The organism is Arthrobacter sp. TJ-217, assembly GCF_058269255.1.
On record NZ_JBZCNJ010000007.1, the window covers coordinates 81,755 to 107,560 of the forward strand.

The following is a 25,806-nucleotide window of genomic DNA, read 5'->3' on the forward strand; positions in this document are numbered from 1 at the left end:
CATGAACGGACCTGTGTCCCCGCCGGTGCTCCGGGTGACCGGATTGTCGAAAGCCTTCTTCGGCATCCCGGTGCTCGAAGATGTGTCCCTTGAACTGAAGGCCGGTGAAGTGCACGGCCTCGTGGGGGAGAACGGTGCCGGCAAATCCACCCTCATGAAAATCCTCGCGGGCGTATACCAGCGTGATGCCGGGACGATCGAACTCGACGGCGGCCCGGTGGAATTCCACCACCCCACCCAGGCCCACCTCGCCGGCCTCTCCACCGTGTTCCAGGAATTCAACCTGCTGCCCGACCGCACTGTGGCGGAGAACATCTACCTGGGCCGTGAGCCGCGCAAAGGGCTGCTCGTCAACACGAAGGCAATGAACTCCCGCACCGCCGAACTTTTCGACCAGCTGGGCATTGGCAACATCCGCCCCACCGCCGCGGTGAGCTCACTGTCGGTGGCGCAGCAGCAGATCGTCGAGATCGCCAAGGCAGTCAGCTACGACGCCCGCATCATCTCCATGGACGAGCCGACGGCCGCCCTCGCCGGGGCCGAGGTCGACCTCCTTTACGCGATCGTCCGCCGGCTCAAGGAGCGCGGCACGGCAATCCTTTACGTCTCGCACCGGCTCAAGGAGATCTTCGACCTCTGCGACACGATCACCGTCCTGAAGGACGGACGAATCGTCGGTACAAGCCCGGCGTCGGAGCTGAACGACGCCGCCCTGGTGCGGATGATGGTCGGCCGGCCCATCGCGGCCTACTACCCCGACGAACACCCGGGCACCACGCTCGGCAAGACTCTGTTGAGCGTGGAGGGCGGAGGCAACCACCAGCTCGACTCAATCGACCTCGCACTGCGGGCCGGTGAGATCGTCGGGGTGGCCGGGCTGCAGGGCTCGGGCCGCACCGAACTCGTCGAGGCGATCTTCGGCGCCGCGCCCTTCACCCGGGGCCGGATGGTGCTGGACGGCCGGCCCTTCACCGCCACCTCCCCCCGCCAGGCGATCCGCCAGCGCATCGCCCTGATCACCGAAGACCGCAAGGCGCAGGGCCTCAGCCTCAACCAATCAATCCTCAACAACGCCCTCGGCGTGATCCGGTCGGTGTTCCCATCGCGCACGCCCGCGGCGCGGGCCGGCACCCCCGGCATCCTTTCCTCCCTCGAGGTCGTCGCACGGGACCTCGACCAGGAGGTGCAGTACCTCTCGGGCGGCAACCAGCAGAAGGTCGTGCTGGCGAAATGGCTCGCCATCGACCCGCTGGTTGTCCTGCTCGACGAGCCGACGCGCGGCATCGACGTCGGCGCGAAGCTCGCCGTCTACAGCCTGATGCGGTCCCTGGCTGCCGAAGGAAAGGCGCTGCTCATGGTTTCCAGCGAGCTGCCCGAACTACTGGGGATGAGCAGCCGGATCGTCGTCATGCGCGACGGCCGGATCGCCGGTGAACTGCCGGCGGGCTCGAGCGAAGAGCAGGTCCTGCAGCTGGCAACCGGGGCCCGAAGCGAAACGGTCCTCCCATGAAAATCACCTCGCGGCTCACCTCGACCCACATCGTCTACCTCGTCGTCCTGCTCACAATCGTCGCCGGCACCATCCTGGTCGCCGCAGCCGGGCGCAGCTTCTTCAGCGCCGGCAACATCTCATCGATCCTCACGGGAACCAGCGTCCTGGGCTTCATCGCCATCGGCCAGACCCTGGTGATCCTCGTGGGAAGCCTGGACCTCTCCGTTCCGTACGTCGTGAGCCTCACCAGCCTCCTGGCGGCCGTGATCATGGCCAACCAGGCCGGCAACATCCTTCCCGGCGTCCTTGTGGCACTGGCGGTGGCTGCGGCCATCGGCCTGGTCAACGGCCTCGTCGTCTCAGGGCTCAAGGTCCACGGCTTCATCGCCACGCTGGGCACGGGCCTGATCATCAGCGGCTACCTCGCCACCAACTACAAGGGCAGTTCCGGGCAGGCCCCGCTGGCCTTCCGGCTTGTGGGGGCGACCGGGCTTGGACCGGTGCCGATCTCCACCCTGCTCATGCTTGCCTGCGCCGCCGTCGTCCTGCTCCTGCTGGAGCGCACCCGCCTCGGACACTCGATGTACGCCGTGGGAGGGGACCTCAACGTGGCCCGCATGTCGGGCATCCACACCAACACCCCCATCATCGCCGCCCACGTGATCTGCTCCGTACTCGCCGGAATGGCCGGACTGCTGCTTGCGGCGCGGCTGGGCGTCGGCAGCCCCACCATCGGCAGCCAGGGCGGCTACGACCTGCTATCGATCGCAGCCGTCGTCCTTGGCGGAACCCTGCTCGCCGGGGGGAAGGGCTCCCTCGTCGGAACCCTCGGCGGGGTCCTGATCTTCGCGATGATCGACAACATCATGAGCGTGATGCAGATCAATCCGTTCCTCAAGGACGTCGTCCGCGGCATCGTCATCGTCGCCGCCGTCGCCGTCTACGCGGGGCGCCGCGTCATCAGCCGGCCGGCCCGCTTCGACGACACCCCGCGGGAGACCACTTCGACACGGCAGGAGGTGGGCGCGTGAGCACCCTCGCTTCGGACCGGAACGTGGAACTCAAGCGCGACCGCTCCCCTCGCAAGGACCGCCTGCTGCGCGCACTGCGCACCCCGGGAGGCGCGGTCTTTCTCCTGCTGCTGCTCCTGCTCGCCGCCGTCATCGCCGTCAATCCATCCTTCGGCGAACCGGGTTCGCTCATCCGCTTCATCGGCCGCACCGCACCGATCGCCATCGCGGCGATCGGACAGTACTTCGTCATCGTCTCGGGTGAGTTCGACCTCTCGATGGGCTCGGTGGTGACCGCCCAGGTCTTCATCGCGGGAAACCTCATCGGCCAGGACGAGGGGAGGGTCCTGCCGGTCCTGCTCCTGATGCTGGTCTTCGGTGCGTTCATCGGACTGGTCAACGGGCTCGTGACAACGCTGCTGAAGATCCCGAGCTTCATCGTGACCCTTGGCATGATGCTCGCCCTGCTGGGCCTGGTGCTCTACTGGACCGGCGGGGCCGCCACCGGGAACCCTGCCGACACGTTCCGGCAGATCGGACGCGGGGGCATCAAGGACGTTCCGGTGCTCGAGATCCTGCCCTATCCGGTGCTGATCCTCCTGGCGGTGGCCGCAGGGGCCTTCTGGCTGATGCGCCGGCCCTACGGCCGCACGCTGGTCGCCGTCGGGGACAACGCCCGCGCCGCTGCGCTCACCGGAGCACGGGTGTGGTGGATCCGCACCCGGGCATTCATGCTCTCCTCGCTCGCGGCAACAGTCTCCGGCATCATCCTCGTCGGATACGCCGGGGTACACCCCTCGGTGGGCCGCGGCTACGAGTTCACGGCCATCACAGCCGTCGTCCTGGGCGGCGTGGTGCTCGGCGGCGGGCGGGGCTGGGTGCTCTCCGCCGCAGCGGGGGCCTTCGCCCTCGAAACGCTCTTTGCCCTGCTGAATTTCGCCGGGGTCCAGTCAACGTGGCGGGACACGGTGCAGGGCGCGATCATCATCCTCGCCGTCGCCGCCAGCGCGAAGACGTGGCAGCGGCGCAGGAGCGGCGCCACCAGGTCAACCCATGAGAAGCAGCACCCAATTGCACAGCAGCCCACCGTGGGCGCCAATGAGGGAGGAACATGATGCAGCGAAGCATCTATTCGAAGGCGACAGTTGTGGCAGCCACGGCGCTGCTCGCACTGACCGCCTGTACAACCGATTCATCAGTCGAGAACCCGCCAGCCAGCGAAAGCGCGGCGGCCGGCGGCCCGACTCCGGCCGAGGACAGCGGTGACGAGTGGTTCGTCCAGGAGGTGTATGACCGGCAGTCGGAGCAGCGCTCGGCGAGCTTCGAAGGAGACCCCGAGCAGCCCTGGCTGCAGTACATCGACGGGAAAATGAAGAACACCTCCGGCCTCGCGGCGGAGGGCGCGCAGAAAGTCTGCTTCTCCAATGCCTCGATCTCCAACCCGTGGCGGCAGACCGGCTGGATCACCATGAATGAGCAGCTCAAGGTCCTCGAGGAGGACGGCGTGATCTCAGAAATGGAGACACGTGACGCCCAGGACGACGACAACACCCAGATCGCCGACATCGATTACTTCATCGCCGAAGGCAACTGCGATGCGTTCATCATCTCGCCAAACTCCACCGCCGCACTGACGCCGGCGGTCGAGCGTGCCTGCGAGACCGGCAAACCGGTTGTTGTCTTCGACCGCGGCGTCGAGACCGACTGCTACACAACGTTCATCCACCCCATCGGCGGCTACGCATGGGGCATCGACACGGCCGAATTCCTCGTCGACAACCTTCAGGAGGGCGACAAGGTCGTGGCCCTGCGGATCCTCCCAGGCGTCGACGTCCTCGAGCAGCGCTGGGCGGCTGCCGAGAAGATCTTCGAGGAGAACGGGATCGAGGCGGTCGACTACTTCACCGGAGCCGACCCCACCGAGATCAAGAAGATCATCTCCGATGAACTGGCCACCGGCGACGTGCAGGGGGTCTGGATGGACGCCGGCGACGGCGCCGTCGCGGCGATCGAGGCCTTCGAGGACGCCGGCAAGGACTACCCGGTCATGACGGGCGAAGACGAAATGAGCTTCCTGCGCAAGTGGGAGGAGACCGGGCTGACCGGCCTCGCCCCCGTCTACTCGAACTTCCAGTGGCGCACCCCGCTCCTGGCGCTCGAGAAGATCTTCGCCGGCGAGGAGATTCCCAGCGAATGGGTGCTCCCGCAGACGCCGATCCCTGAAGAGGACCGCGCCGCGTTCCTCGAAGCCAACGAGGGAATGCCTGATGGCCACTACGCCAAGTTCGGCGGCGAGGACCTTCCCGGCTACCCCGACGTGTGGCAGGAACGCACCATCCCGTGAGCATCGGGACCAGCAGGGAGGCAGGGCATGTGCGCCGCCTGATCGGGGTCAACACCTGGGTGTGGGAATCCCCGCTCACCGACGCCAACCTGCCTCCCCTGCTGGAGAAAATCGCCGGAATGGGCTTCGATGCCGTTGAACTTCCCCTTGAGAAGGCCGGGGATTTCACCGCCGGGACGGTGCGTAGCTCCCTTGCGGGGCTGCGCCCGTTCATCGTCGGTGCAATGGCGCCCGGAAGGGACCTCGTTTTCGCCGACGACACCGTGGTCAGGGAGACCCAGCGATACCTCAGCGCCTGCATCGCGCTGGCGCAGGACGTCGGCGCCCCGGCCGTCTGCGGACCGTTCTACGCCTCGACGGGGCGGCTGTGGCGGATGGACGCCGCGGAGCGTGCGGAAGCCTACGGCCAGCTGCGCCGCAACTTGGCGCCGCTGGCCGCTGAGGCCGAGTCCGCCGGCGTCGTGCTGGGCATCGAACCCCTCAACCGCTACGAGACTTCGCTGCTCAACACCACCGCCCAGGCGCTCGAAGCGCTTGAACCGCTTCTGGGCCGGGGCGTCGGACTCGCCCTTGATACCTACCATCTGGGGATCGAGGAACGCTCCTCGGCCGCAGCGGTCCGGGCTGCCGGAAGCTCTCTGGTCCACCTCCAGGTGTGCGGGAACGACCGCGGCTCCCCCGGCGGCGATCAGACGGACTGGCCCGGAATCTTCGCCGCCCTCGACGACGTCGGCTACAGCGGCCCGCTGAACATCGAAAGCTTCACCTCATCCAATGCAAGCATCGCCACCGCAGCCTCGATCTGGCGCCCGCTTGCACCCTCGCAGGACCAGCTCGCGCAGGACGGCCTGGCCTTCCTGCGCTCGGCCGCCACCGCACCCTAAGGAGAGAGCAGATGACCACCACCGCCCCTGCCGCTGCAGCCGGCCTCACCCCGGGCTCCGGACCGCGAGCGCTGGGGGTCGCGGTGCTCGGTTACTCCTTCATGGGGAAGGCCCACTCCAACGCGTGGCGCAACGTCAACGCCTTCTACCCGACCGCCAGGGTCACCCAGCAGGTCCTTGTGGGCAGGGACCGGGACCAGGTCGCCGAAGCCGCGCGCCAGTTGGGCTGGAGTGAAAGCGCAACGGACTGGCGCTCGGTGCTCGAGCGCGACGACATCGCAATCGTCGACATCTGCACCCCCGGCCATCTCCACGCCGAGCTGGCCATTGCCGCCCTGGAGGCCGGCAAGCACGTGATCGTGGAGAAGCCGCTGGCCAACTCGGTTGAGGAAGCGGAACGGATGGCCGCCGCGGCGGCGGACGCCCGCGCGAAGGGCGTCCACTCAATGGTTGCCTTCAACTACCGCCGTCTCCCTGCGCTCGCCCAGGCCCGCACGCTCATCGCCGAGGGCCGCCTCGGGGAGATCCGGCAGGTCAGGGTCAGCTACCTCCAGGACTGGCTCCGCGACGAGAACGCCCCGATGACCTGGCGGCTCCGCCGGGAGACCGCGGGCTCGGGAGCGGTCGGCGACCTCGCCTCACACGCCGTGGACCAGGTGCAGTTCCTCCTCGGGTCCGCCGTCACGGCCGTCTCCGGGACCGTCAAGACGTTCGTTGAGACCCGCGCCGGCGCGGCCGGCATAGAACAGGTCACTGTCGACGACGCCGCCTGGGCGACGCTGCACCTCGCGTCGGGCGCGGTGGCAAGCCTCGAGGTGTCGCGGTTCGCCACCGGGCGGAAGAACGCGCTGCAGATCGAGGTGTACGGTTCGCGCGGAGGCCTGGCGTTCGACCTTGAGCGGCTGAACGAGCTCCGGTACTTCGACGCCGAAGCCCCCGGACAGGTGCAGGGGTATTCGCGGATCCTCGTCACCGAGCCGTTCCACCCCTACGCGGGCAAGTGGTGGCCTCCAGGGCATATCCTCGGTTGGGACTCAACTTTCACCAGCCAGGCCGCGGACTTCCTTTCCGCGATCGACGCTGGGACGGCGCCGTCGCCGTCATTTGAGGAAGGGCTCGCGGTGCAGAGAGTGCTTGCCGCCCTCGAGGCAAGTGCTGAACGCTCAAGCGCCGTCGTCGAGCTCTGAGTTCACCCGCCAGCGGCAACCCGCGCTGACGCTTGTCCGAGACGAAGGAGCATTGAGATGGGACGAAAGTACACGCTGTTCACCGGCCAGTGGGCCGACCTGCCGTTCGAGAAAGTAGCGGAACTCGCAGGACAGTGGGGCTATGACGGGTTGGAGATCGCGGTATCCGGTGACCACCTCGACGCGTGGCGGTGGGACGATGACGCCTACATCCAGGACCGGCTGGACATCCTCGAACGCAACGGCCTGAAGGTCTGGGCCATCTCGAACCACCTCAAGGGCCAGGCTGTGTGCGACGACCCGATCGACTTCCGCCACGAGTCGATTGTGGGGCCGCGGGTCTGGGGCGACGGCACGCCCGAAGGAGTGCGTTCCCGGGCCGCGGAGGAGATGAAGCTGACGGCACGCCTGGCCCAGAAGCTGGGAGTGAAGACGGTTGTCGGCTTCACGGGTTCCTCAATCTGGCAGTACGTGGCAATGTTCCCGCCCGTGTCCCCCGAGGTCATCGAGGCCGGGTACCAGGACTTCGCCGACCGGTGGAATCCGATCCTCGACGTCTTCGACGAGTGCGGGGTCCGTTTCGCGCACGAGGTCCACCCCTCGGAGATCGCCTACGACTACTGGTCCACCCACCGTGCCCTCGAGGCGATCGGGCACCGGGAAGCCTTCGGGCTGAACTGGGACCCCAGCCACTTTATGTGGCAGCAGATCGACCCGGTCGCCTTCATCTCCGACTTCGCCGACCGCATCTACCATGTGGACTGCAAGGACACGAAGATGCGGATGGGCGGCGGACGCAACGGCATCCTCTCCTCCCACCTGCCCTGGGGCGACCAGCGGCGGGGCTGGGACTTCGTCTCGACGGGCCGCGGGGATGTGCCGTGGGAGTCAAGCTTCCGCGCGCTGACCGCGATCGGCTACGACGGGCCCATTTCCGTGGAATGGGAAGACGCAGGCATGGACCGGCTGCAGGGCGCACCGGAGGCGCTTGCCTTCCTCAAGTCCTTCGACTTCGCTCCCCCCACCGCTTCGTTCGACGCGGCCTTCAAGCAGTAGGCGCAAGGGCGCCCTGCGCACCAGGGCGCCCTGGCAGGTCACGGTTGGCGGGGGGATGGCCGAATCCAGGACCAGCCCCCGCACCCGGGCCCCGGCTCTCAGTGCGAGGGAGTTTCCCACAGCGTCGAGGAGGCCGTCTGCCCCGTGGCGGTATCGACGATGTCCTGGGCGAGGTCGGCGACCCTGCGGTTCACGGCCTGGCTCCGGGCGCTGAGCGCCTCGAAGGCCTCATCGGCGCTGAACTTATGTCGGCCCATGAGGATTCCTTTAGCCTGTTCGATCACGGCCCGGTTCCTGGCCGAATCGGCCACGGCCTGGGCCGTGGCCCGTCGGGTGTTGCGGTCCACGGGCTCGGTGAGGTCGGTGACCATCCCACGCACTCCCACAACGGATCCGGCGTCGACGATGAGGTCCCCCACGCTGAGCACCCGGTGGCGGCGGCCCCGACGGTCAATGACCGTGTGGTATCCGGCAATCGGTCCTCCGTCTGTGAGCAGACGTCCCCACAGGGCGCGCACGCCTTCCTGTTCTTCGGCCGGAACGTAGGGGAATCCCGATTCAAGGCTCGGAACCATTTCTCCCCGCCGGTACCCGTGAATCCGGTACATCTCATCGGACCATCGCAGTTCGCCGGTGTCGAAGTAGTACTCATAGGAGCCGGTGGGACAGTTCAGCAGCTGTTCAGGCCTGCGGTCCCCTTCGACGGAGGGACCGGATCCGCTGACGGAAGACACAGGGGTTACACCATTTCTGCATAGGAAGGAGGCGGGCCGCCCGCTTGGCCCGCAACACACATTAGAGCACCGGCGGCACTGCAGGCACTTAGTGAAGAAGGTGAAGCTGGTGTCCATGATTGTTCGGGGCGGCCTACTTCAGGACGACTGTCCTGTTCCCATTCAGGATGATGCGGCCTTCGCAGTGCCAGCGGACGGCGTTGCTCAATGCCTTGCACTCCGTGTCGCGGCCGGCGGCCACGAGGTCCTCCGGGCCGTAGGTGTGGTCAACCTCCACCACCTGCTGCGAGATGATCGGGCCTTCGTCCAGTTCGGCGTTCACATAGTGCGCGGTTGCGCCAACAGTCTTCACCCCGCGCGCGTAGGCCTGGTGGTACGGCTTGGCGCCCTTGAAGCTGGGCAGGAACGAGTGGTGGATATTGATCGCCCGCCCGTCCAGCCTGCGGGTCAGCCCGTCGCTGAGGACCTGCATGTACCTGGCCAGGACAACGAGTTCGACGTCGAAGTCGTCAATCAGGTCAAGCAGCCGTGCCTCGGCGGCGGGCTTGGTTGCGGCCGTGACCGGCACGTGGAAGAACGGGATCCCGTGCCACTCGACAAGCGCCTGGTGGTCGGTGTGGTTCGACACGACGGCCACCACGTCGATGGGGAGCTCCCCGATCCTGGCGCGGAACAGCAGGTCATTGAGGCAGTGGCCGAACTTCGAGACCATGATGAGGACCCGGCGGCGGGAGAGGTGCTCTTCCAGCTGCCAGCGCATGCCGTACTTGTCGGCGAGGGGAGCAAAAGCGGAGCGCAGCTGATCCACGGTTGTTGTGTCGCCGGGGGAGGCGAAGTGGACCCGCATGAAGAAGTGGCCTTCGATGCGGTCACCGAACTGTTTGTTGTCGATGATGTCGCAGCCGTGTTCGAGCAGGAAGCCGGACACGGCGTGGACGATGCCCGGCTCCTCGCGGCAGTCAAGCGTCAGGACGTGTTCCACGGTGGTGGCCGGATTCGGAGCCGGCACTTCGGATTGGATTGTCGTCATTTGTTCAGCACTCGATCACGTTCACGGCGAGGCCTCCTCTTGAGGTTTCCTTGTACTTGGATTTCATGTCTGCTCCAGTCTCGCGCATCGTCTTGATGGCCTTGTCGAGGGAGACCACGTGGCTGCCGTCCCCGTGCAGCGCAAGGCGCGCGGCGTTGATGGCCTTGACGCTGGCGATGGCGTTACGTTCGATGCACGGAATCTGCACGAGCCCGCCGACCGGGTCGCAGGTGAGCCCAAGATTGTGTTCAATGCCGACCTCGGCGGCGTTTTCGACCTGCGCGGGGGTGCCGCCGAGCACTTCGCACAGCCCCGCGGCCGCCATGGAGCAGGCGGAGCCCACCTCCCCCTGGCAGCCCACCTCCGCTCCGGAAATCGACGCGTTGATCTTGAAGAGGATTCCGACGGCGCCTGCGGCGAGCAGGAACCGGACGACGCCGTCGTCGTTGGCGCCCGGGACGAACTTGACGTAGTAGTGAAGCACCGCCGGGATGATTCCGGCGGCGCCGTTGGTGGGTGCGGTGACGATCCGGCCGCCGGCGGCGTTTTCCTCATTCACGGCGAGGGCGAAAAGGTTCACCCATTCCATGGCGAGCAGGGGGTCGGCAGGTGCCTGTGCCGGGGATGGATTCCCCGGTCCGGCGTCGGGCGCGGCTGCCGCAAGGGTCCGGAACAGGGCCGGGGCGCGCCGCTTCACCTTCAGCCCTCCGGGCAGGATGCCCTCCGCGGCGCAGCCGTTTTCGACACATTCGCGCATGACGGCCCAGAGATCCAGCAGTTTCTTCCGGAGTTCCGCTTCACTGTGCCAGGTGAGCTCGTTGGCGAGCATCACGTCGGAGATCGACATGCCTTCGCGCCGGCAGATGTCCAAGAGCTGATCCGCCATGGTGAATTGGTGCGGCAGCGCGGTGTCATCGGGAACTACGCGGTCGCCTGCATCGGATTCCCCGTCGACGACGAACCCGCCCCCGATCGAGTAAAAGCTCCGTTCGCTGAGCACGGTGCCGGCGTGGTCAAGGGCGCGGAACGTCATGCCGTTGGGATGGGCCGGCAGGGACTTCCGGCGGTGCAGCACCACGTCTTCATCCCAGTTGAAATCCACCCGGTGGTCCCCGCCGATCCAGAGTTCGGCGTCGAGCGCGGCGGCGGCCACCTGATCATCGGCGGTGGCGGTGTCGACGGTTTCAGGGTCCAGGCCCTTAAAGCCCAGGACCACCGCTTTATCCGAGCCGTGCCCCCGCCCCGTTGCGCCGAGGGAGCCGAACAGTTCGGCCTGCACCCGCTTGGTGGAGCTCAGGTGTCCGGCTTCCTTCAACCCGTCGGCGAACAACTTCGCTGCACGCATCGGGCCGACCGTGTGCGACGACGACGGTCCGATGCCGACCGAGAAAAGGTCGAGGACACTCAGAGCCATTACGGGACCTCGGGGGAGGCATACTCGCGCATTGCATCGAGGAGCCAGCGTCCCAGGAAGTCGGCGAACGAGGCCCGGGGGAAGATCCTGTAGCTTTCGCCGCCGGTCTTCCACAGGACCGCGGGGATGCCGGCGATCTCCGTTGACAGCGCGGTTCCGGCGGTGAACACCCGGGGGTGGAGGTCCAGCGAGCAGCCCTTCTCAAGGACGGCCCGGGCCCTCGGCCCCGTCAGTTCGAACGTCGTCCGGTTGGCGGAGAGGTCAACCACCTGGCCTTCGCCGTCGGCGAGCGCTTCCTTGAGTACCTGGAGGAGGTTGCCCCCGAGGGACTCGTGGGACTCGGCGGCAGCAACGACAAGGAATTCGGCGGGGCCGAGCCACAGCACGGCGGTGTCGCCGGTTCCGCTGACACCGCCCGAGGCTGCGGGCAGGCCGCCCGTGACCGAAGTGATCCGCAGTCCGGCCTCACTGGCAGGTGCAACCCTGATTCCCACCATCGTCAGGAAGGCGATTTCACCCAGTTCCACGGTGCCCCGGACGGAGCCGGTCTCAAACGCTTCGCCCAGGTGCTCGGCCGGGCTGTGGCGGGAAGCCTTGATTCTGCTCAGATTTTCGGGTGCTGCTGTTTCAGCCATCTTTACGGGTCCCTTCGGGGTCAAAAAGCACGGTTTCGGCGACGACGACGTCGACGAGCTGGTCGCCGGCGGCGGCGGTGAGGGTTTCACCGATCCGGTTGCGGCCGTTGGTGATCAGGGCCAGGGCGAAAGACCTGCCCAGGGCGGCGCTGTGGTAGCTGGAGGTCACGAACCCCTGCATCGGCACCGGCCCGTTGGCGGGGTCGGTCGGAATGCCCTTTTCGATGAGCTGGGTGCCCTCCGGAAGCCGCAGGGCGCGGTCAGCCGGCAGTACGCTGACCAGGTGCCTGCGGTCGGGGCGTGCGGCATCGGCCCTGGAGTAGGAGCGTTTGCCGATGAAGTCCTTGACCTTGGAGACCACCCATTCCATGCCCGCGTCCTGCGGGGTGACAGTGCCGTCGGTGTCCTGGCCGACGATGGGGTAACCCTTCTCCGCCCGAAGCACGTGCATGGTTTCGGTGCCGTACGGGGTGATGTCGTATTCGGCACCGGCCGCCGCGACGGCTTCCCACGTGTTCAGCCCGTACCAGGCGGGGACGTTGATTTCGTACGCCAGTTCCCCGGAGAACGAGATGCGGCAGACCCGGGCCCGTACGCCTGAGGCGAGGGTGGTCTCCCGGAAGGTCATGAACGGGAAGGCTTCGGCTTCCAGCCCTCCATCGGCGGCGAGTTCCGGTGCCACCTTGGCCAGGACCGCACGGGACCTGGGGCCGACGACGGCGATGGTGGTCCACTGCTCGGTTACCGACGTGCAGTGCACGTCGAGGTCCGGCCACTCGGTCTGCAGCCATTCCTCAAGCCAGTCCAGCACCTTCGCTGCGCCTCCGGTGGTGGTGGTCATGAAGTAGCGGTCCTCGTCCAGGCGCAGGGTCACCCCGTCGTCGAAGATCATCCCGTCCGCCATGCACATCACCCCGTAACGGGCCGAACCCGGGGCGAGCTTCTTGAACGCGTTGGTGTAGACCCGGTTCAGGAATTCACCGGCGTCCTTGCCCCGGATTTCAATCTTGCCCAGGGTTGTGGCGTCCATGAAGCCCACGGAGTTCCGGACGGCGGCGCATTCACGCAGCACCGCGGCGTCCATATCCTCCGCGTCCTGGGGGTAGTACCAGGGGCGCTTCCACTGTCCGACATCTTCGAACCGGGCTCCGTGGGCCACGTGCCACGGATGGATTGAGGTCCTGCGGGCCGGGTCGAAAAGGTCCCCGCGCTGGCGGCCGGCCAGGGCGGCGAAGGCCACCGGGGTGAACGGGGCCCGGTAGGTGGTGGTGCCGATGTCGCCGATGCCCCGGGAGGCCTCCCCTGCCTGCCGGAGCGCGGCGGCGATGACGCCGATCGCGTTCACCCCGGAGGTCTTGCCCTGATCGTTGGCGGTGCTGATCGAGGTGTAACGCTTGATGTGCTCCACCGAGCGCATGCCCGCGCCGGTGGAGCGCAGGACGTCGGCCACGGACTGATCCCGCTGGAAGTCAACGAAGTGGTGGTGCCAGTCGTCCGGGGTGCCGGTCTGCCCGGGCACCAGCCACAGTTGCCGGGTCGGGGCGGACGCCTTCGGCTCTCCGATCGGTGCAGGCCCCGGCCCGGAACCGTCGGCGGAGCCGAAGCCCGCGGCGATGGCGGCCGCGGCTCCGGCGGAGACGCCTTCGGCGAGGCAGTCGACGAGTTCGAAACTGCCGCGGCCGGAGCCCACCACCTGCTGGTTGGGAACCTTGGTGCTCGGCACGAACGCCGCCAGGTCCTCGTCCCAGCGCAGCTTGCCCTGGCGCTGGGAGTGGAGGTGGACCAGGGGGCTCCACCCGCCGGAGACTGCCAGCAGGTCGCAGGCGATCTCTTCGCTGGTGGAGGTGATCCCGCCGTCGTCGTTGATGCCGCGGACGGTGACGGACGTCAGGCGGCCGTCACCGGAGCCGGCGGCAGTAGTGTCGGCCACCGCGCTGCCGGTCAGTACCCGGGTTCCGGCGTCGACGGCGGCAGCGGCCGCGGCCGCGGCCGTGAGTCCCGGACGGGCGTCGACCACGGCAACGAGGCGGACGCCGGCGGCCCGCAGGTCGGCGGCGAGGGCGTAGGCGCTGTCGTTGGTGGTGCTGATGACCACGCGCTGTCCGGCTGCTACGGCGTAGCGGTTGAGGTAGGTGCGGACGGCCGAGGCGAGCATGATGCCGGGGCGGTCGTTGTTCTCGAAGACCAGCGGCCGTTCGTGGGCGCCGGGGGCCAGCACAACCTGGGCGGCGCGGATGTGCCAGATCCGCTGGCGGGAGACTCCCGGGGCGGCCGGGCTGGAAAGGTGGTCGGTGCGGTTCTGGACAGCGATGACGTAGTTGGCGTCGTAGGCGCCGAAGGCCGTGGTGCGGTTCATGACAGTGGATTCGGCGCCGGAAACGAGCTCGGCTTCGACGTCCGCCACCCATTCCAGGGCCGGCTTGCCTTCGATGGTTTCTGCGAGTTCAGGAGCCGTGGAGCCGGACAGGAGCGATCCTCCCAGTTCGGGCTGGTCATCGAGGAGCATCACCCGCGCACCGGTGCGGACTGCCTCGCGGGCCGCGGCGAGGCCGGCCGGTCCGCCGCCGACGACGAGGACGTCGGTGTGGACGTACTTCTTGTCGTACTCCGCGCGGTCGTCCCCGGGGTCGAGCCGGCCGAGGCCGTTGAGCAGCTCCGCCTGCAGGCCGTCCACCAGGGACACCGTGGTGGCAGGAAGCATCGACTCGGCAACATGGCCCGGGAACCGGGGCGCAATCCGCACGAGCGCGTTGGGCTCCTCAACGCCGGCGGCCAGGATGCCGCGGGGCCGGTCCTCGTAGAGCGAGTTGCCTGCCGCAATGCGGCCGTTGGCGAGCAGGGCCGAGGCGAGCGTGTCGCCGGGGTGGCCGGTGTATTCCTCCCCGTCCACGGTGAAACGCCACGAGATGGTGCGGTCGATGCGTCCCCCGGCGGTGAGGCGGGCGTTGTGGGAGGTCACTGGGTTGCTCCTTGCGGTGCGGTGCTGGTCGTGGAGAGGTCGGGCGCGGCGTTTCCGGTTGTTGTGCTGTCGGCTGCGGTGCTGGCGGTGCCGGATTCGGCGGCCGGGGCGACGGCGTCGGGCCGGGGTTCGCCCATGCGGTAGATGGCCTGGATGTCGTAGGTGACCGTATCGCGGAGCATGTTGAACCACTGCCGGCAGCCGGTGCTGTGCAGCCAGCGTTCGGCGAAGGCACCCTTGGTGTTGTCCCGGTAGAACAGGAACTCCGCCCACTGGCGGTCGTCGAGCTCGGCAGGGTTGTGGGGGTAGGGCACGTGGGCCTGGCCGCCGTAGTGGAACTCGGTCTCGTCGCGGGGCCCGCAGTTGGGGCAGGGAATCAGAAGCATGGCGGGGCTGCTTTCTAGTGCGCCACGGCGGCGGCGCCGTGCTCATCGATCAGGGCACCGGTTTCGAAGCGTTCCAGTGCGAAGGGCTTGTTGAGGTGATGGGGGGCGCCGGTGGCGATGGTGTGGGCGAAGGTGAGCCCGGCCCCGGGGGTGCCCTTGAATCCGCCGGTGCCCCAGCCGCAGTTGACGAACATGTTCTCAACCGGGGTGGTGCCGACGATCGGCGAGGCGTCGAGGGTTGTGTCGACGATCCCGCCCCAGGTGCGCAGCACATGGGCCCGGGCGAAGATGGGGAAGAGTTCCACGGCGGCGGCCATCTGGTGTTCGATCACGTGGAAGGACCCGCGCTGGCCGTACCCGTTGTAGGAGTCGACGCCGGCACCCATGACGAGCTCGCCCTTGTGTGCCTGGGAGACGTAGACGTGGACGTGGTTGGACATCACCACCGTGGGGTGGACCGGTTCGTGCAGTTCCGAGACAAGCGCCTGGAGCGGATGCGACTGGATGGGCAACCGGAAGCCTGCCATCTCCGCCAGGACGCTGCTGTGCCCGGCGGCGCAAAGGCCCACCTTTTCGGTGTGGATGGTGCCCTGGTTCGTTTGAACGCCCACCACGCGGTTGCCGTCCTTGAGGAAGCCGGTTACCTCGCAGTTCTGGATGATGTCCACCCCGAGCTCATCGCACTTGCGGGCGAAGGCCCAGGCCACGTGGTCGTGCTTGGCGATTCCGGCGCGCGGCTGGTACGTGGCGCCCATGACCGGGTAGCGGATGTTGTCGCTGATGTTGAGGATCGGGCACAGCTCCTTGACCTGCTGGGGGTCGAGCCACTCGGCGTCGACCCCGTTGAGCCGGTTCGCCCCGACCCGGCGGACGCTCTCGCGCACGTCCCCGAGGGTATGGGCGAGGTTCATGACCCCGCGCTGGCTGAAAAGGAAGTCGTAGTCGAGTTCCTCGGGCAGGATTTCCCAGAGCTTCAGGGACGCCTCGTAGATCGCCGCGCTCTCATCCCAGAGGTAGTTCGAGCGGATGATCGTGGTGTTCCGTGCCATGTTGCCACCGGCCAGCCACCCCTTCTCGAGGACGGCGATGTTCGTCATGCCGTGGTTCTTGGCCAGGTAGTAGGCGGTGGCAAGTCCGTGTCCGCCGCCGCCGACGATCACTGCGTCGTATGAGGATTTCGGCTCCGGGTTGCGCCAGAGGAAATCCGGGTGCTCCGGAAGCTGGTCAGCGCTCACAGGGCCGCTCCAATCATGTCTGTGTTCGGCTCGGTGGCTGGTTCCTCGTCGGAGCGGCCGTCACCGAGGTGGGGGTAGAGGGGGAATTTTGCTGCAAGGGTGCTGACGCGCCGCCGGAGTTCGGCGACGGTGTCTTCGCCGAGCTCGTTGTTGGTGGCCGGTGCGGTGAGCGCCGAGGCGATGATGTCCGCGACCTCGGTGAACTCGGAGGCGCCGAATCCGCGGGTGGCGAGGGCCGGGGTGCCGATCCGCAGCCCCGAGGACACCATCGGGGGGCGGGGATCGAACGGAACCGCGTTGCGGTTCACCGTGATGCCGATCCGGTGGAGGCGGTCTTCGGCCTGCTGCCCGTCGAGTTCCGAGTTGCGCAGGTCCACCAGGACAAGGTGCACATCGGTTCCGCCGTTGACTACGGAGATGCCTGCTGCTGCGACATCGTCGCTGAGGAGCCGGGAGGCCAGCGTCCGGGCGCCTTCGAGAGTGCGCTCCTGCCGCTCCTTGAATTGAGGTGAGGCCGCGATCTTGAAGGCCACAGCCTTGGCGGCGATCACGTGTTCCAGCGGCCCGCCCTGCTGGCCCGGGAACACCGCGCTGTTGATCTTGCGGGCGTATTCCTCCTTGGCGAGGATGACTCCGCCGCGTGGGCCGCCCAGGGTCTTGTGCGTGGTGGTGGTGACGACGTCGGCGTACGGCACGGGATTCGGGTGCAGGCCTGCGGCGACGAGCCCTGCGAAATGGGCCATATCCACCATCAGGTACGCGCCCACGAGGTCGGCGATCCGGCGGAACTCGGCGAAGTCCAGCTGCCGGGAGTAGGCGGACCACCCGGCCACGATCAGCTTCGGCCGGTGCTCAAGGGCGAGGGCCTCGACTTCGGCCATATCCACCATGAGATCGTGCTCGCTCACGTGGTAGGGAACCACGTTGTAAAGCTTCCCCGAGAAGTTGATACGCATCCCGTGGGTCAGATGGCCGCCGTGCGCCAAGGAGAGCCCCATGATGGTGTCGCCGGGCTCGAGCAGGGCAGACATGGCCGCGGCGTTGGCCTGCGCGCCCGAGTGCGGCTGCACGTTCGCGAACTGGGCGCCGAACAGGGCCTTCACCCGATCGATGGCAAGCTGTTCGATCACGTCGACGTGCTCACAGCCGCCGTAGTAGCGCTTGGCGGGATATCCCTCGGCGTACTTGTTGGTCAGGACCGAGCCCTGGGCCTCCATAACGGCCGCCGGGGCGAAGTTCTCAGATGCAATCATCTCCAGCGTTGACTGCTGCCGGTCCAACTCGGCGGCAATGGCCCGTTGCACTTCGACATCGACCTGCTCCAGCGAGTGGCTCAGTTGCTCCATGAGTGGTATTCCTTCTGCACGACGGCGGGTAGTCTGAAATACTTGTGATACACCACTGATATATCAGTGATGGTGTAATAGTATGTCGGACATCACTCTCGGTCAATAGGAGACAGCACCATGGCGCGGACACCGTTACTGCATCAGGAATGGCAGTGAGCATCCTCATCGAAGCGGAAGCCCCGGCCGGGCCCCAGCCGGGCGGTCTTTCTCTTGCCGAACAGGCCTACCGGCTGCTGCGGGACCGGCTGATCATGTTGGAGATTCGTCCCGGGGACATCCTTAACGAGGCGAGCATCGCCGCCGAAATGGGCATCGGCCGCACCCCCGTGCGGGAGGCGATCAAGCGCCTCGAAGGGGACCACCTCCTCGTCTCCTATCCCCGCAGGGGCACCTTCGCAACGAGTGTGGACATCACTGAACTGGCTGAAGTATCGGAAATACGGGAGCTTCTTGAGCCGCTCGCCGCGCGTCGTGCGGCCGCTGCGGCAAACGAAGAACTGCGGGCCGAACTCCGCGGCCTCGCCGAAACCATCGCCGGGCTGGACAACGCTGCAGCAGACCAGCGGACGATGATGCGCTACGACATTGCTGTCCACCGCTCGATCTACCGCGCCGCAGGAAACAAGCACCTGGAGGACGTGCTGATTCGGTACGACAACCTGGCCACGCGCATCTGGTGCCTTGTTTTAGACAGGGTGCCTTCGGTCGCGGGCCACGTGGGTGAGCACATCGGCCTCCTGAACGCCATTGCCGACGGCGACGCCGAGCTTGCCGCGGAGCTCGCCCTCAACCACGTCGTCGATTTCCAGCGCGCGATACGAAAGATCCTGTAGCACCTAAAGGCACGGTTCCTCGGGGCGGGCCCGAGGAGCCGCCCTGCTACTTCCTTCCGAACTCCACCCTGTCGGTCGTCCATGCGCGGGCCTGGTCGCTGAGGGTGAACCCGAGTCCGGGCCGGTTCGGAACGGTCATCCTGCCGTCCTTCGTCTCAAGCCGTTCGTTGAACAGGGGATTCAGCCACTCGAAGTGCTCAACCCAAGGCTCCCGGGGGTAGGCCGCGGCGAGGTGCAGGTGGATCTCCATCGCGAAGTGCGGAGCAAGCTGCAGTCCCGCCTGGTCGGCCAGGGTGGCAAGCCGCAGGAACGGCGTGATTCCGCCGATCCGTGGCGCGTCGGGTTGGATGATGTCCACCGAACGGTTCTCGATGAGGCTCACATGCTCACCGACGCTGGAAAGCATCTCCCCGGTCGCGATTGACGTGTCGAGGCGTGCGGCGAGCTGCGCGTGCCCCTCGGCGTCGTAGGCGTCGAGCGGCTCTTCGATCCAGACAAGGTTGTACTCTTCGAGCGCCCGGCCCATCCGCATCGCCGTCGGCCGGTCCCACTGCTGGTTCGCGTCGACCATGAAGGGCACGTCGGGACCGAGATGTTCGCGCAGTGCTGTGACGCGCGCGAGATCGACCTTGGAGTCCGGGTGTCCCACCTTGATTTTGATTCCGCCGATCCCCTCGGCCAGTGACTGTGATGCCCGTTCCTTGATTTCCTCGACCGGAGCCTGGAGGAACCCACCCGAGGTGTTGTAGGTCCGGACGGAGTCGCGGTATGCGCCGAGCAGCTTCGCGAGCGGCAGGCCGGCCCGCTTCGCCTTGAGGTCATAGAGCGCTATATCGAAGGCGGCGATGGCCTGGGTGGCGACGCCGCTGCGGCCCACCGACGCGCCGGCCCACAGCAGCTTCTGGTAGATGCGCCCAATGTCGCTTGGGTCCTCGCCGAGCAGGCGGTCGGCGATCTCGCGGGCGTGGGCGTACTGCGCGGGGCCACCGGCGCGCTTGGAGTAGCTGAAGCCGATCCCGGACACCCCGTTCTCGGTCAGGATCTCCGCGACGAGGAACACGATCTCCGTCATTGGCTCCTGCCGGCCGGTGAGCACCTTCGCGTCGCTGATGGGCACCGCCAGGGGTAGGACGAGCGTGGAGAGCTCAACGTGGCGGATGCGGTCGGTCGTGGCTTCGCCCCCCGATACCGCGGACAGCAGGGTCGAGGCGGGTGTTGCACTGCTCATTGGATCTCCCGGGGTTGGTTGGGTGACAAACTGAAACTGTGGCCGTGGAACGGCGGGCAAGCGGACCGAGGGCGGGACTTCAGGCGAGGAGCCATGCCGCTCCTACAAGGACCGGAACCGCTGCTGCCGACGACAGGAGGACGACGTCGCGGGCCAGCGCCGTGCCCCTGCCGTAGCGGCTGGCGAACATGAACACGTTCTGCGCCGTCGGCAGGGCCGCCATGAGGACTGCGCCGAACACGAGCTCCCGGCTCAGGCCGAAGACGTACGTGGCCGCGGCATAGGACACTGCAGGCATGACAAGTGCTTTCAGTGCCACGGCGGTGATCACCTCCGCCCTGCTGTTCCTGTCCTTCAGCGGGGTGCTGCCGTTCAGTGACATTCCAAAGGCCATGAGGACCAGGGGAACCGCGGCCCCGCCCAGCAGCATCAGTGGTTCCCAGAGAACGCCCGGCACCCTCAGCCCCGTCCAGGAGATGAGGACTCCCAGCAGGGAGGCGATGATCATTGGATTGCGGAACGGCTGGGTGAAGATCCGCCGCACGGACGGCGTCCGGCCGGAGGTCAGGTCGAGGATGGTCAGGTATGTGGGTGCGAGCACGAGCAGCTGCATCAACAGCACCGGGGCCACGGGGGTTGCGTTGCCCAGCGCGTAGACCGCGATGGGTATGCCGATGTTGTTCGCGTTGACGTAGGAGCTGGACATCGCTCCTACTGCGGTCTCCGCCGCGGGCCGGCGGAACCAGATCAGGCTGATCGCCAGGTACAGGAGTGCCGTCGTTACCGCCGCGAGGAGCGCGATCGGCACATAGGCGGAGAACACCTGCGCGAGATCGGCCTGGGCGAGGACCGTGAAGAGCAGGGCTGGATTGGTGATGAAGAATGCCGTCTGCGTCAACGCCTGGCCGGCCGACGGACCGCCGATTCCGAGGCGGCCGGCGAGGTACCCGACGACGATGACAATCGCCACGATGGTGAACCCCGCAAGAACCCCGCCCACCCCCGACCCCCTTCGTTGATGCTGCGGTTCCCCTCCGGCATTGCCGGGGGGCGGTTTCATTCGGCATCGGCTGCTTACCGCACGAGGCAGGGGCGCTTTGGATCGAACTGCCACTGGGGAACGAGGTACTGCATTGCTGCGGCATCATCGCGCGCACCGAGCCCATGCTGAAGGTAGAGCTCATGGGCCCGCTGAAGAGCCTCCCGGTCCAGTTCAATGCCCAGTCCGGGGCGGTCCGGGACCTCGATGTACCCGTTGGTGATCGTCAGAGGGTCCCGGGTGAGGGGCTGCCCGTCCTGCCAGATCCAGTGAGTGTCAAGCGCCGTGACCTTTCCGGGCGCGGCGGCACCCACATGGGTGAACATGGCAAGGGAGATGTCGAAGTGATTGTTCGAATGCGATCCCCACGTCAGACCGAAGTCGCTGCACAGCTGGGCCACCCTGACCGATCCCTGCATGGTCCAGAAGTGCGGGTCGGCAAGAGGGATGTCAACGGCGTGGGTGCGCACGGCATGGGCCATCTGGCGCCAGTCGGTGGCGATCATGTTCGTCGCCGTCGGCAGGCCGGTCGCCCGCTTGAATTCGGCCATCGTCTCCCGTCCAGAGAAACCGTTTTCGGGGCCGCAGGGATCCTCGGCGTAGGCGAGCACCCCACGCAGGTCGGAACACAGCTCGATGGCTTCCTTGAGCGGCCACCCGCCGTTCGGGTCGAGGGTGATCCTCGCGTCTGGGAACCGGGCCGCGAGCGCCTTGACGGCTTTGACCTCCTCCGCGCCGGAGAGGACGCCGCCCTTAAGCTTGAAGTCCTGGAAGCCGTAGCGCCGCTGGGCTGCCTCGGCGAGGGCCACGATGGCCTCCGGGGTCATTGCCTCCTGCCGCCGCAGCCGCTCCCAGTCATCGCGTGGGTTCTCCTCGATGAGGTAGGGAAGGTCGGTCCTGTTGCTGTCGGCGATGTAGAAGAGGTAGCCGAGCATCTGCACCTTGTCCCGCTGTTGCCCTTCACCAAGAAGTTCGGCGACAGGCACTTCGAGGTGCTGGCCCAGAAGGTCGAGCATGCCCGACTCCAGTGCGGTGACGGCGTGGATTGTGGTGCGCAGGTCGAAGGTCTGGGCTCCCCGCCCGCCGGCATCCCGGTCGGCGAATTCCTCGGCCACACGCCGGAGCAGCTGGCGGTACCGGGGAAGGGGCTGTCCAATCAGGAGGTTCCCCGCGTCCTCGATGGTGGCGCGGATCGCCTCCCCACCGGGAACTTCCCCCAGCCCGGTATTGCCGTTGCTGTCGGTGAGGATGGCGATGTTCCGGGTGAAGAACGGGCCGTGGGCACCGCTGAGGTTCAGGAGCATACTGTCGTGGCCGGCGACAGGCACTGCTTCGACCGACACGATGACCGGGGTGTTGACCGTCATGGTTCAGCCTTCCCAATTTCGAACGGTGCCGTCGACGCGTCGGTTCAGGTGCCAGGGGTTGGCCTCCTGCAGGGGTTCGGGCAGCAGCGCGTCGGGGATGTTCTGGTAGCTCACCGGGCGCTGGAACCGCTGGATGGCGAGGGTTCCCACGGAGGTCGACCGCGGGTCCGAGGTTGCAGGGAACGGCCCCCCGTGGACCATCGCATGCCCCACCTCGACGCCTGTGGGCCAGCTGTTGAAGAGGATCCGCCCCACCTTGCGCTCAAGGACCGGCAGCAGTTTCGCCGCGGCGCCGGAGTCGGCGGGGGCGGCGTGGACCGTTGCCGTGAGCTGGCCCTGGAGGATTTCTACCGCGTCAGTCAGGTCCTCGGGGCTGTCGTACCGGATGAAGACACCCGCTGCACCGAAGACCTCCTCCTGGAGTGCCGGACTGTCGATGAAGGTCCGGGTCGACGTACTGAAGAGCGCGGGGGCGGGTGCATTCTCGGTGCTGCCGGGCAGGCCTTCGGCTACCTGCTCCACGCCGGGGGCGGCCCGCAGGTCGTTGATGCCCACGCTGCACGCCGTGGCGATTCCGGCCGTCAGCATCGTCGCTCCGCGGATTTCGCCAAGTATTCCTGCTGCGGCATGGATGAAGGCGTCCCCCTCCGCGCCGGCGGGCACGAAGATCAGGCCGGGGTTTGTGCAGAACTGGCCCGAGCCCATGGTCAGCGAGCCGATGAAATCCGCCGCAAGCCTCGCGGTGTCGCCTTCTAGGCTTGCGGGCAGGACGAAGACGGGGTTGATCGAGGACATTTCGGCGTAGACGGGGATCGGTTCCGGCCGGGCCGCGGCGGTCTTCATCAGGGCGAGTCCTCCACTGCGTGAACCGGTGAAGCCGACGGCCTTGATCCGCGGGTCGGCAACAAGGGCCTGGCCGATGGTGGTGCCGGCTCCAAACACCAGGGAGAAGACCCCTCCGGGAAGGCCGCTGTCGAGGACCGCCTGCGTGATTGCCTGTCCGACGAGTTCGGCCGTGCCGGGGTGGGCGTTGTGGGCCTTCACGATGACGGGGCACCCGGCCGCAAGGGCCGAAGCGGTGTCGCCGCCCCCTGTTGAAAAAGCGAGGGGGAAGTTGCTTGCACCGAAGACGGCAACCGGGCCCAGCCCGATGTGGCGCAGGCGGATGTCGGCGCGCGGCAGGGGGCTTCTCTCCGGCTCGGCGGGATCAATGCGCGCCTGGAGATGGTCCCCCTGGCGGACGACTGCCGCGAACAGACGGAGCTGGCCGACCGTGCGGGCGCGCTCACCGTCGATCCGTCCCGCGGGAAGGCCCGTCTCCTGGACGGCGCGCTCGGTGAGGACCGGCCCGAGCGCGTCGATGTTGTCGGCGATGCGCCCGAGGAAGGCGCCGCGCTGCTCCGGTGTGGTCGCGCGGTAGGAGTCGAAGGCAGCGTCGGCGGCGGCGGCCGCCCGGGCGAGCTGTTCGGTGCTGACGAGCCCGATGGCGGGTTCGAGCTCGTCCCCGGTGGCCGGGTTGACGGCGCGGACGGTGCCGGCATCACCGAAGACGGCGGTGCCGGCGAGGATGGATTGTCCGGTGACAGCTGCGGCGGTGGTTGTGGTCATGGGTGCTCCTGGCCGATCTTCTGGATGAGGGCTGTGAGATCCGAAAGGTCGGTCTCGGTGAGGTTCTGCAGGGGCGGCCGGACCGGGCCGCCGTTGCGGCCCACGGCATCGAGCCCCGCCTTGATGATCGACACCCCGTACCCTTTCACCCGATCGCGGATATCGAGGTAGGGAATGACGAAGTCGTTGAGTTTGGCGTACACCGCGTCGCGGTCCTGGGCCACGACGTCCTTGTAGAAGGCGAGCGCGAACTCCGGCGCGAAGTTGAACATCGCCGACGAGTAGGTGCTGACCCCGAGCTGCAGAAGCGGAAGCGCGAAGGTTTCAGCCGTTGGCAGGCCGCCGATATACGCGAGGCGGTCCCCCACCCGCGCATAGATGCGGGTCATCTGCTCAATGTTCCCGATTCCATCCTTGAACCCGACGAGGTTGGGGTTGCGGTCTGCAAGGATGGCGACCGAACGGTCATTGAGGACGGCGTTGGCCCGGCTGTAGACAATGACGCCCAGGTCGGTGGAGCGGCACACCGCGCTCACATGCTCGATCAGGCCCTCCTGGTCCGCCTCGGTGAGGTAGGGCGGCATCAGCAGGATGCCGTCGGCGCCGGCCTCCTGTGCTGCGCGGGCCTGCTCGATGCCCGAGAAGGTGCCACCAGTCGCCGGTGCGATCACCGGGACCTTGCCCCCGATTTCGTCGACGGCGACCCGCACCACGCGGTCCAGTTCCCCGGTGGTCAGGGAGAAACCCTCACCGGTGCCGCCGGCCGCGAAGAGCCCGGCGACGTCGTAGCCGGCCTGCCAGGCCAGGTGGTCCCGGTAGCGATCCTCATCGAACTGGAGCTGGGCATCGAAGTGTGTGACGGGAAAGGAGAGCAGGCCTGACTTGACTTGGGTCGCCAGCTCGGCGGGATTCAGATGAGCCACAGAACAATGTCCTTAGGTGAGGGCGTCCGCGGGTTGCCACGCGGCGAAGGAATATGAATATGACGCCAGCCTAGGGAGCCGATCAATGCCTGTCTAAGATTGTTTTTGTATGGATTGATACCCTCGGGGCATAGCAGCAGCCTCGCCGGGGTTACTCCAGGTGGTCGGAGATTGCCTCAAGGACGCGGCGCAGGGCGGGGTTGCGCGACTCCTTGAGCCAGATGGCGTAAAGCTCCACCGGATCGGCGCCGAAACCGCTCGTCTCCAGGTACTCAATCCCCTCGATGCCGAGCACGGAGGCGGAGTGCGGCACGAGGGCGATGCCGCGCCCCGCTGCGACAAGGGAGATCATGGTCAGGATTTGGGCGACGGTGTGGACGTAGGTGAGGCCGCCGGCCGGCGCCAGGCCAACGATGAGGTCGTAGAAGTACTTGGCCTCGGTCGGCGAGTGCATGATGATCCGCTCCGACCGCAGGTCCTGCGCAGTGACCGGACGCCCGACCGCGGCGAGGCTGTGCCCACTCGGGACGGCAACGACAAGGGGCTCGCGGTACAGCAGGCGGGATCCGAAGAGCCCCTCATCGAAGGGCGGGCGTGCCAGCCCGAGGTCGATCTCTCCTTCAACGAGGGCCCCAACCTGCTCCCGGGTGACCATTTCCTGCAGGTCGATCTCGATTTCCGGCAGCTGGCTGGAGATCTCGTTGAGCAGCGCCCCGAGGATGCCGAAGGTGGAGGCTGCAGTAAAGCCGATCCTGACGGTGCCCGCCGAGCCGGCGGAGATGCGGCGCGCAAGATCGGGGGCGCTTTCAACGAGGGCAAGAAGCCGGCGGGCTTCGTGGAGGAAGGCCTCTCCAGCCGCGGTGAGGGTGACCCCGCGGTTGTCACGGTCGAAGAGCCGGACGTCGATGGCGCGCTCAAGCTTCTGGATCTGGCGGCTCAAGGGGGGCTGGGTCATGCGGAGACGTTCGGCCGCCCGGCCGAAGTGCAGTTCCTCTGCGACGGCGACGAATCCACGGAGCTGGTCGAGGGAGTACATAATGCCCTGAGGGTATCACTTTATACTTTATGGGGCTTAGACATGCATGGCGGCGCT

22 protein-coding genes are annotated in these 25,806 nt (G+C 67.0%); 8 read left to right on the forward strand and 14 right to left on the reverse strand.

Going from position 1 to position 25,806, the window contains the following annotated elements:
* Window position 1 precedes the first annotated feature (1 nt).
* From AC4D2R_RS13280 to AC4D2R_RS13310, 7 genes are read left to right on the forward strand one after another with little or no spacing between them, the layout of a single operon-like run.
* A complete protein-coding gene (locus AC4D2R_RS13280; protein ID WP_490940451.1) occupies window positions 2–1,510 on the forward strand; it encodes a sugar ABC transporter ATP-binding protein in 1,509 nt (502 codons plus the stop codon).
* Window positions 1,507–2,523, forward strand: a complete 1,017-nt coding sequence (locus AC4D2R_RS13285; RefSeq protein WP_490940453.1) for an ABC transporter permease — start codon at window positions 1,507–1,509, stop codon at window positions 2,521–2,523. The genes AC4D2R_RS13280 and AC4D2R_RS13285 overlap by 4 nt, the downstream gene beginning before the upstream one ends.
* Before the next feature lie 23 nt (window positions 2,524–2,546).
* Window positions 2,547–3,617 (forward strand): ABC transporter permease, encoded by a 1,071-nt coding sequence (locus AC4D2R_RS13290; RefSeq protein ID WP_490940651.1) that lies wholly within the window; start codon window positions 2,547–2,549, stop codon window positions 3,615–3,617.
* Window positions 3,617–4,846, forward strand: a complete 1,230-nt coding sequence (locus AC4D2R_RS13295; RefSeq protein ID WP_490940653.1) for a substrate-binding domain-containing protein — start codon at window positions 3,617–3,619, stop codon at window positions 4,844–4,846. The genes AC4D2R_RS13290 and AC4D2R_RS13295 overlap by 1 nt, the downstream gene beginning before the upstream one ends.
* A 29-nt stretch (window positions 4,847–4,875) precedes the next feature.
* Window positions 4,876–5,730, forward strand: a complete 855-nt coding sequence (locus AC4D2R_RS13300; RefSeq protein ID WP_490940655.1) for a sugar phosphate isomerase/epimerase family protein — start codon at window positions 4,876–4,878, stop codon at window positions 5,728–5,730.
* Between the two features lie 11 nt (window positions 5,731–5,741).
* Window positions 5,742–6,917, forward strand: a complete 1,176-nt coding sequence (locus AC4D2R_RS13305) for a Gfo/Idh/MocA family protein (RefSeq protein ID WP_490940454.1) — start codon at window positions 5,742–5,744, stop codon at window positions 6,915–6,917.
* A 57-nt stretch (window positions 6,918–6,974) separates the two neighbouring features.
* Window positions 6,975–7,973, forward strand: a complete 999-nt coding sequence (locus AC4D2R_RS13310; protein ID WP_490903223.1) for a sugar phosphate isomerase/epimerase family protein — start codon at window positions 6,975–6,977, stop codon at window positions 7,971–7,973.
* Between the two features lie 98 nt (window positions 7,974–8,071).
* On the opposite strand, the gene AC4D2R_RS13315 is transcribed toward AC4D2R_RS13310, so the two are convergent.
* The 8 genes from AC4D2R_RS13315 to glyA form a co-directional block, all read right to left on the reverse strand.
* A complete protein-coding gene (locus tag AC4D2R_RS13315) occupies window positions 8,072–8,707 on the reverse strand; it encodes a PAS and ANTAR domain-containing protein (protein WP_490940456.1) in 636 nt (211 codons plus the stop codon).
* Between the two features lie 133 nt (window positions 8,708–8,840).
* Window positions 8,841–9,737 (reverse strand): formyltetrahydrofolate deformylase, encoded by an 897-nt coding sequence (gene purU / locus AC4D2R_RS13320; protein WP_490940458.1) that lies wholly within the window; start codon window positions 9,735–9,737, stop codon window positions 8,841–8,843.
* A 4-nt stretch (window positions 9,738–9,741) separates the two neighbouring features.
* A complete protein-coding gene (locus AC4D2R_RS13325; RefSeq protein WP_490940459.1) occupies window positions 9,742–11,151 on the reverse strand; it encodes an L-serine ammonia-lyase in 1,410 nt (469 codons plus the stop codon).
* Entirely contained in the window at window positions 11,151–11,786 is a 636-nt protein-coding gene (locus AC4D2R_RS13330) for a sarcosine oxidase subunit gamma (protein ID WP_490940461.1), read from the reverse strand. The genes AC4D2R_RS13325 and AC4D2R_RS13330 overlap by 1 nt, the downstream gene beginning before the upstream one ends.
* The gene (locus AC4D2R_RS13335) at window positions 11,779–14,745 is read right to left on the reverse strand and encodes a 2Fe-2S iron-sulfur cluster-binding protein (protein ID WP_490940463.1); all 2,967 of its coding nucleotides are present in this window, start codon (window positions 14,743–14,745) and stop codon (window positions 11,779–11,781) included. Before AC4D2R_RS13335 ends, AC4D2R_RS13330 begins: the two co-directional genes overlap by 8 nt.
* A complete protein-coding gene (locus AC4D2R_RS13340) occupies window positions 14,742–15,131 on the reverse strand; it encodes a sarcosine oxidase subunit delta (protein WP_490940465.1) in 390 nt (129 codons plus the stop codon). Before AC4D2R_RS13340 ends, AC4D2R_RS13335 begins: the two co-directional genes overlap by 4 nt.
* Window positions 15,132–15,145: 14 nt before the next feature.
* On the reverse strand, window positions 15,146–16,366 hold the full coding sequence (locus AC4D2R_RS13345) for a sarcosine oxidase subunit beta family protein (RefSeq protein ID WP_490903214.1): 1,221 nt from the start codon (window positions 16,364–16,366) through the stop codon (window positions 15,146–15,148).
* Window positions 16,363–17,712, reverse strand: a complete 1,350-nt coding sequence (gene glyA / locus AC4D2R_RS13350; protein WP_490940467.1) for a serine hydroxymethyltransferase — start codon at window positions 17,710–17,712, stop codon at window positions 16,363–16,365. The genes AC4D2R_RS13345 and glyA overlap by 4 nt, the downstream gene beginning before the upstream one ends.
* A 149-nt stretch (window positions 17,713–17,861) precedes the next feature.
* On the opposite strand from glyA, the gene AC4D2R_RS13355 reads away from it, so the two are divergent.
* Window positions 17,862–18,548, forward strand: a complete 687-nt coding sequence (locus AC4D2R_RS13355) for a GntR family transcriptional regulator (RefSeq protein WP_490940469.1) — start codon at window positions 17,862–17,864, stop codon at window positions 18,546–18,548.
* Between the two features lie 46 nt (window positions 18,549–18,594).
* On the opposite strand, the gene AC4D2R_RS13360 is transcribed toward AC4D2R_RS13355, so the two are convergent.
* The 6 genes from AC4D2R_RS13360 to AC4D2R_RS13385 form a co-directional block, all read right to left on the reverse strand.
* Window positions 18,595–19,776 (reverse strand): L-talarate/galactarate dehydratase, encoded by a 1,182-nt coding sequence (locus AC4D2R_RS13360; RefSeq protein ID WP_490940471.1) that lies wholly within the window; start codon window positions 19,774–19,776, stop codon window positions 18,595–18,597.
* Between the two features lie 79 nt (window positions 19,777–19,855).
* Entirely contained in the window at window positions 19,856–20,776 is a 921-nt protein-coding gene (locus tag AC4D2R_RS13365; protein ID WP_490940473.1) for an AEC family transporter, read from the reverse strand.
* A 74-nt stretch (window positions 20,777–20,850) separates the two neighbouring features.
* Window positions 20,851–22,182, reverse strand: a complete 1,332-nt coding sequence (locus AC4D2R_RS13370) for an enolase C-terminal domain-like protein (RefSeq protein ID WP_490940475.1) — start codon at window positions 22,180–22,182, stop codon at window positions 20,851–20,853.
* Between the two features lie 3 nt (window positions 22,183–22,185).
* Window positions 22,186–23,790 (reverse strand): aldehyde dehydrogenase (NADP(+)), encoded by a 1,605-nt coding sequence (locus tag AC4D2R_RS13375; protein WP_490940477.1) that lies wholly within the window; start codon window positions 23,788–23,790, stop codon window positions 22,186–22,188.
* Window positions 23,787–24,713, reverse strand: coding sequence for a 5-dehydro-4-deoxyglucarate dehydratase (kdgD, locus tag AC4D2R_RS13380; RefSeq protein WP_490940479.1), 927 nt, complete (start codon window positions 24,711–24,713; stop codon window positions 23,787–23,789). The genes AC4D2R_RS13375 and kdgD overlap by 4 nt, the downstream gene beginning before the upstream one ends.
* Window positions 24,714–24,864: 151 nt before the next feature.
* On the reverse strand, window positions 24,865–25,749 hold the full coding sequence (locus AC4D2R_RS13385; RefSeq protein ID WP_490940481.1) for a LysR family transcriptional regulator: 885 nt from the start codon (window positions 25,747–25,749) through the stop codon (window positions 24,865–24,867).
* Between the last annotated feature and the right edge of the window lie 57 nt (window positions 25,750–25,806).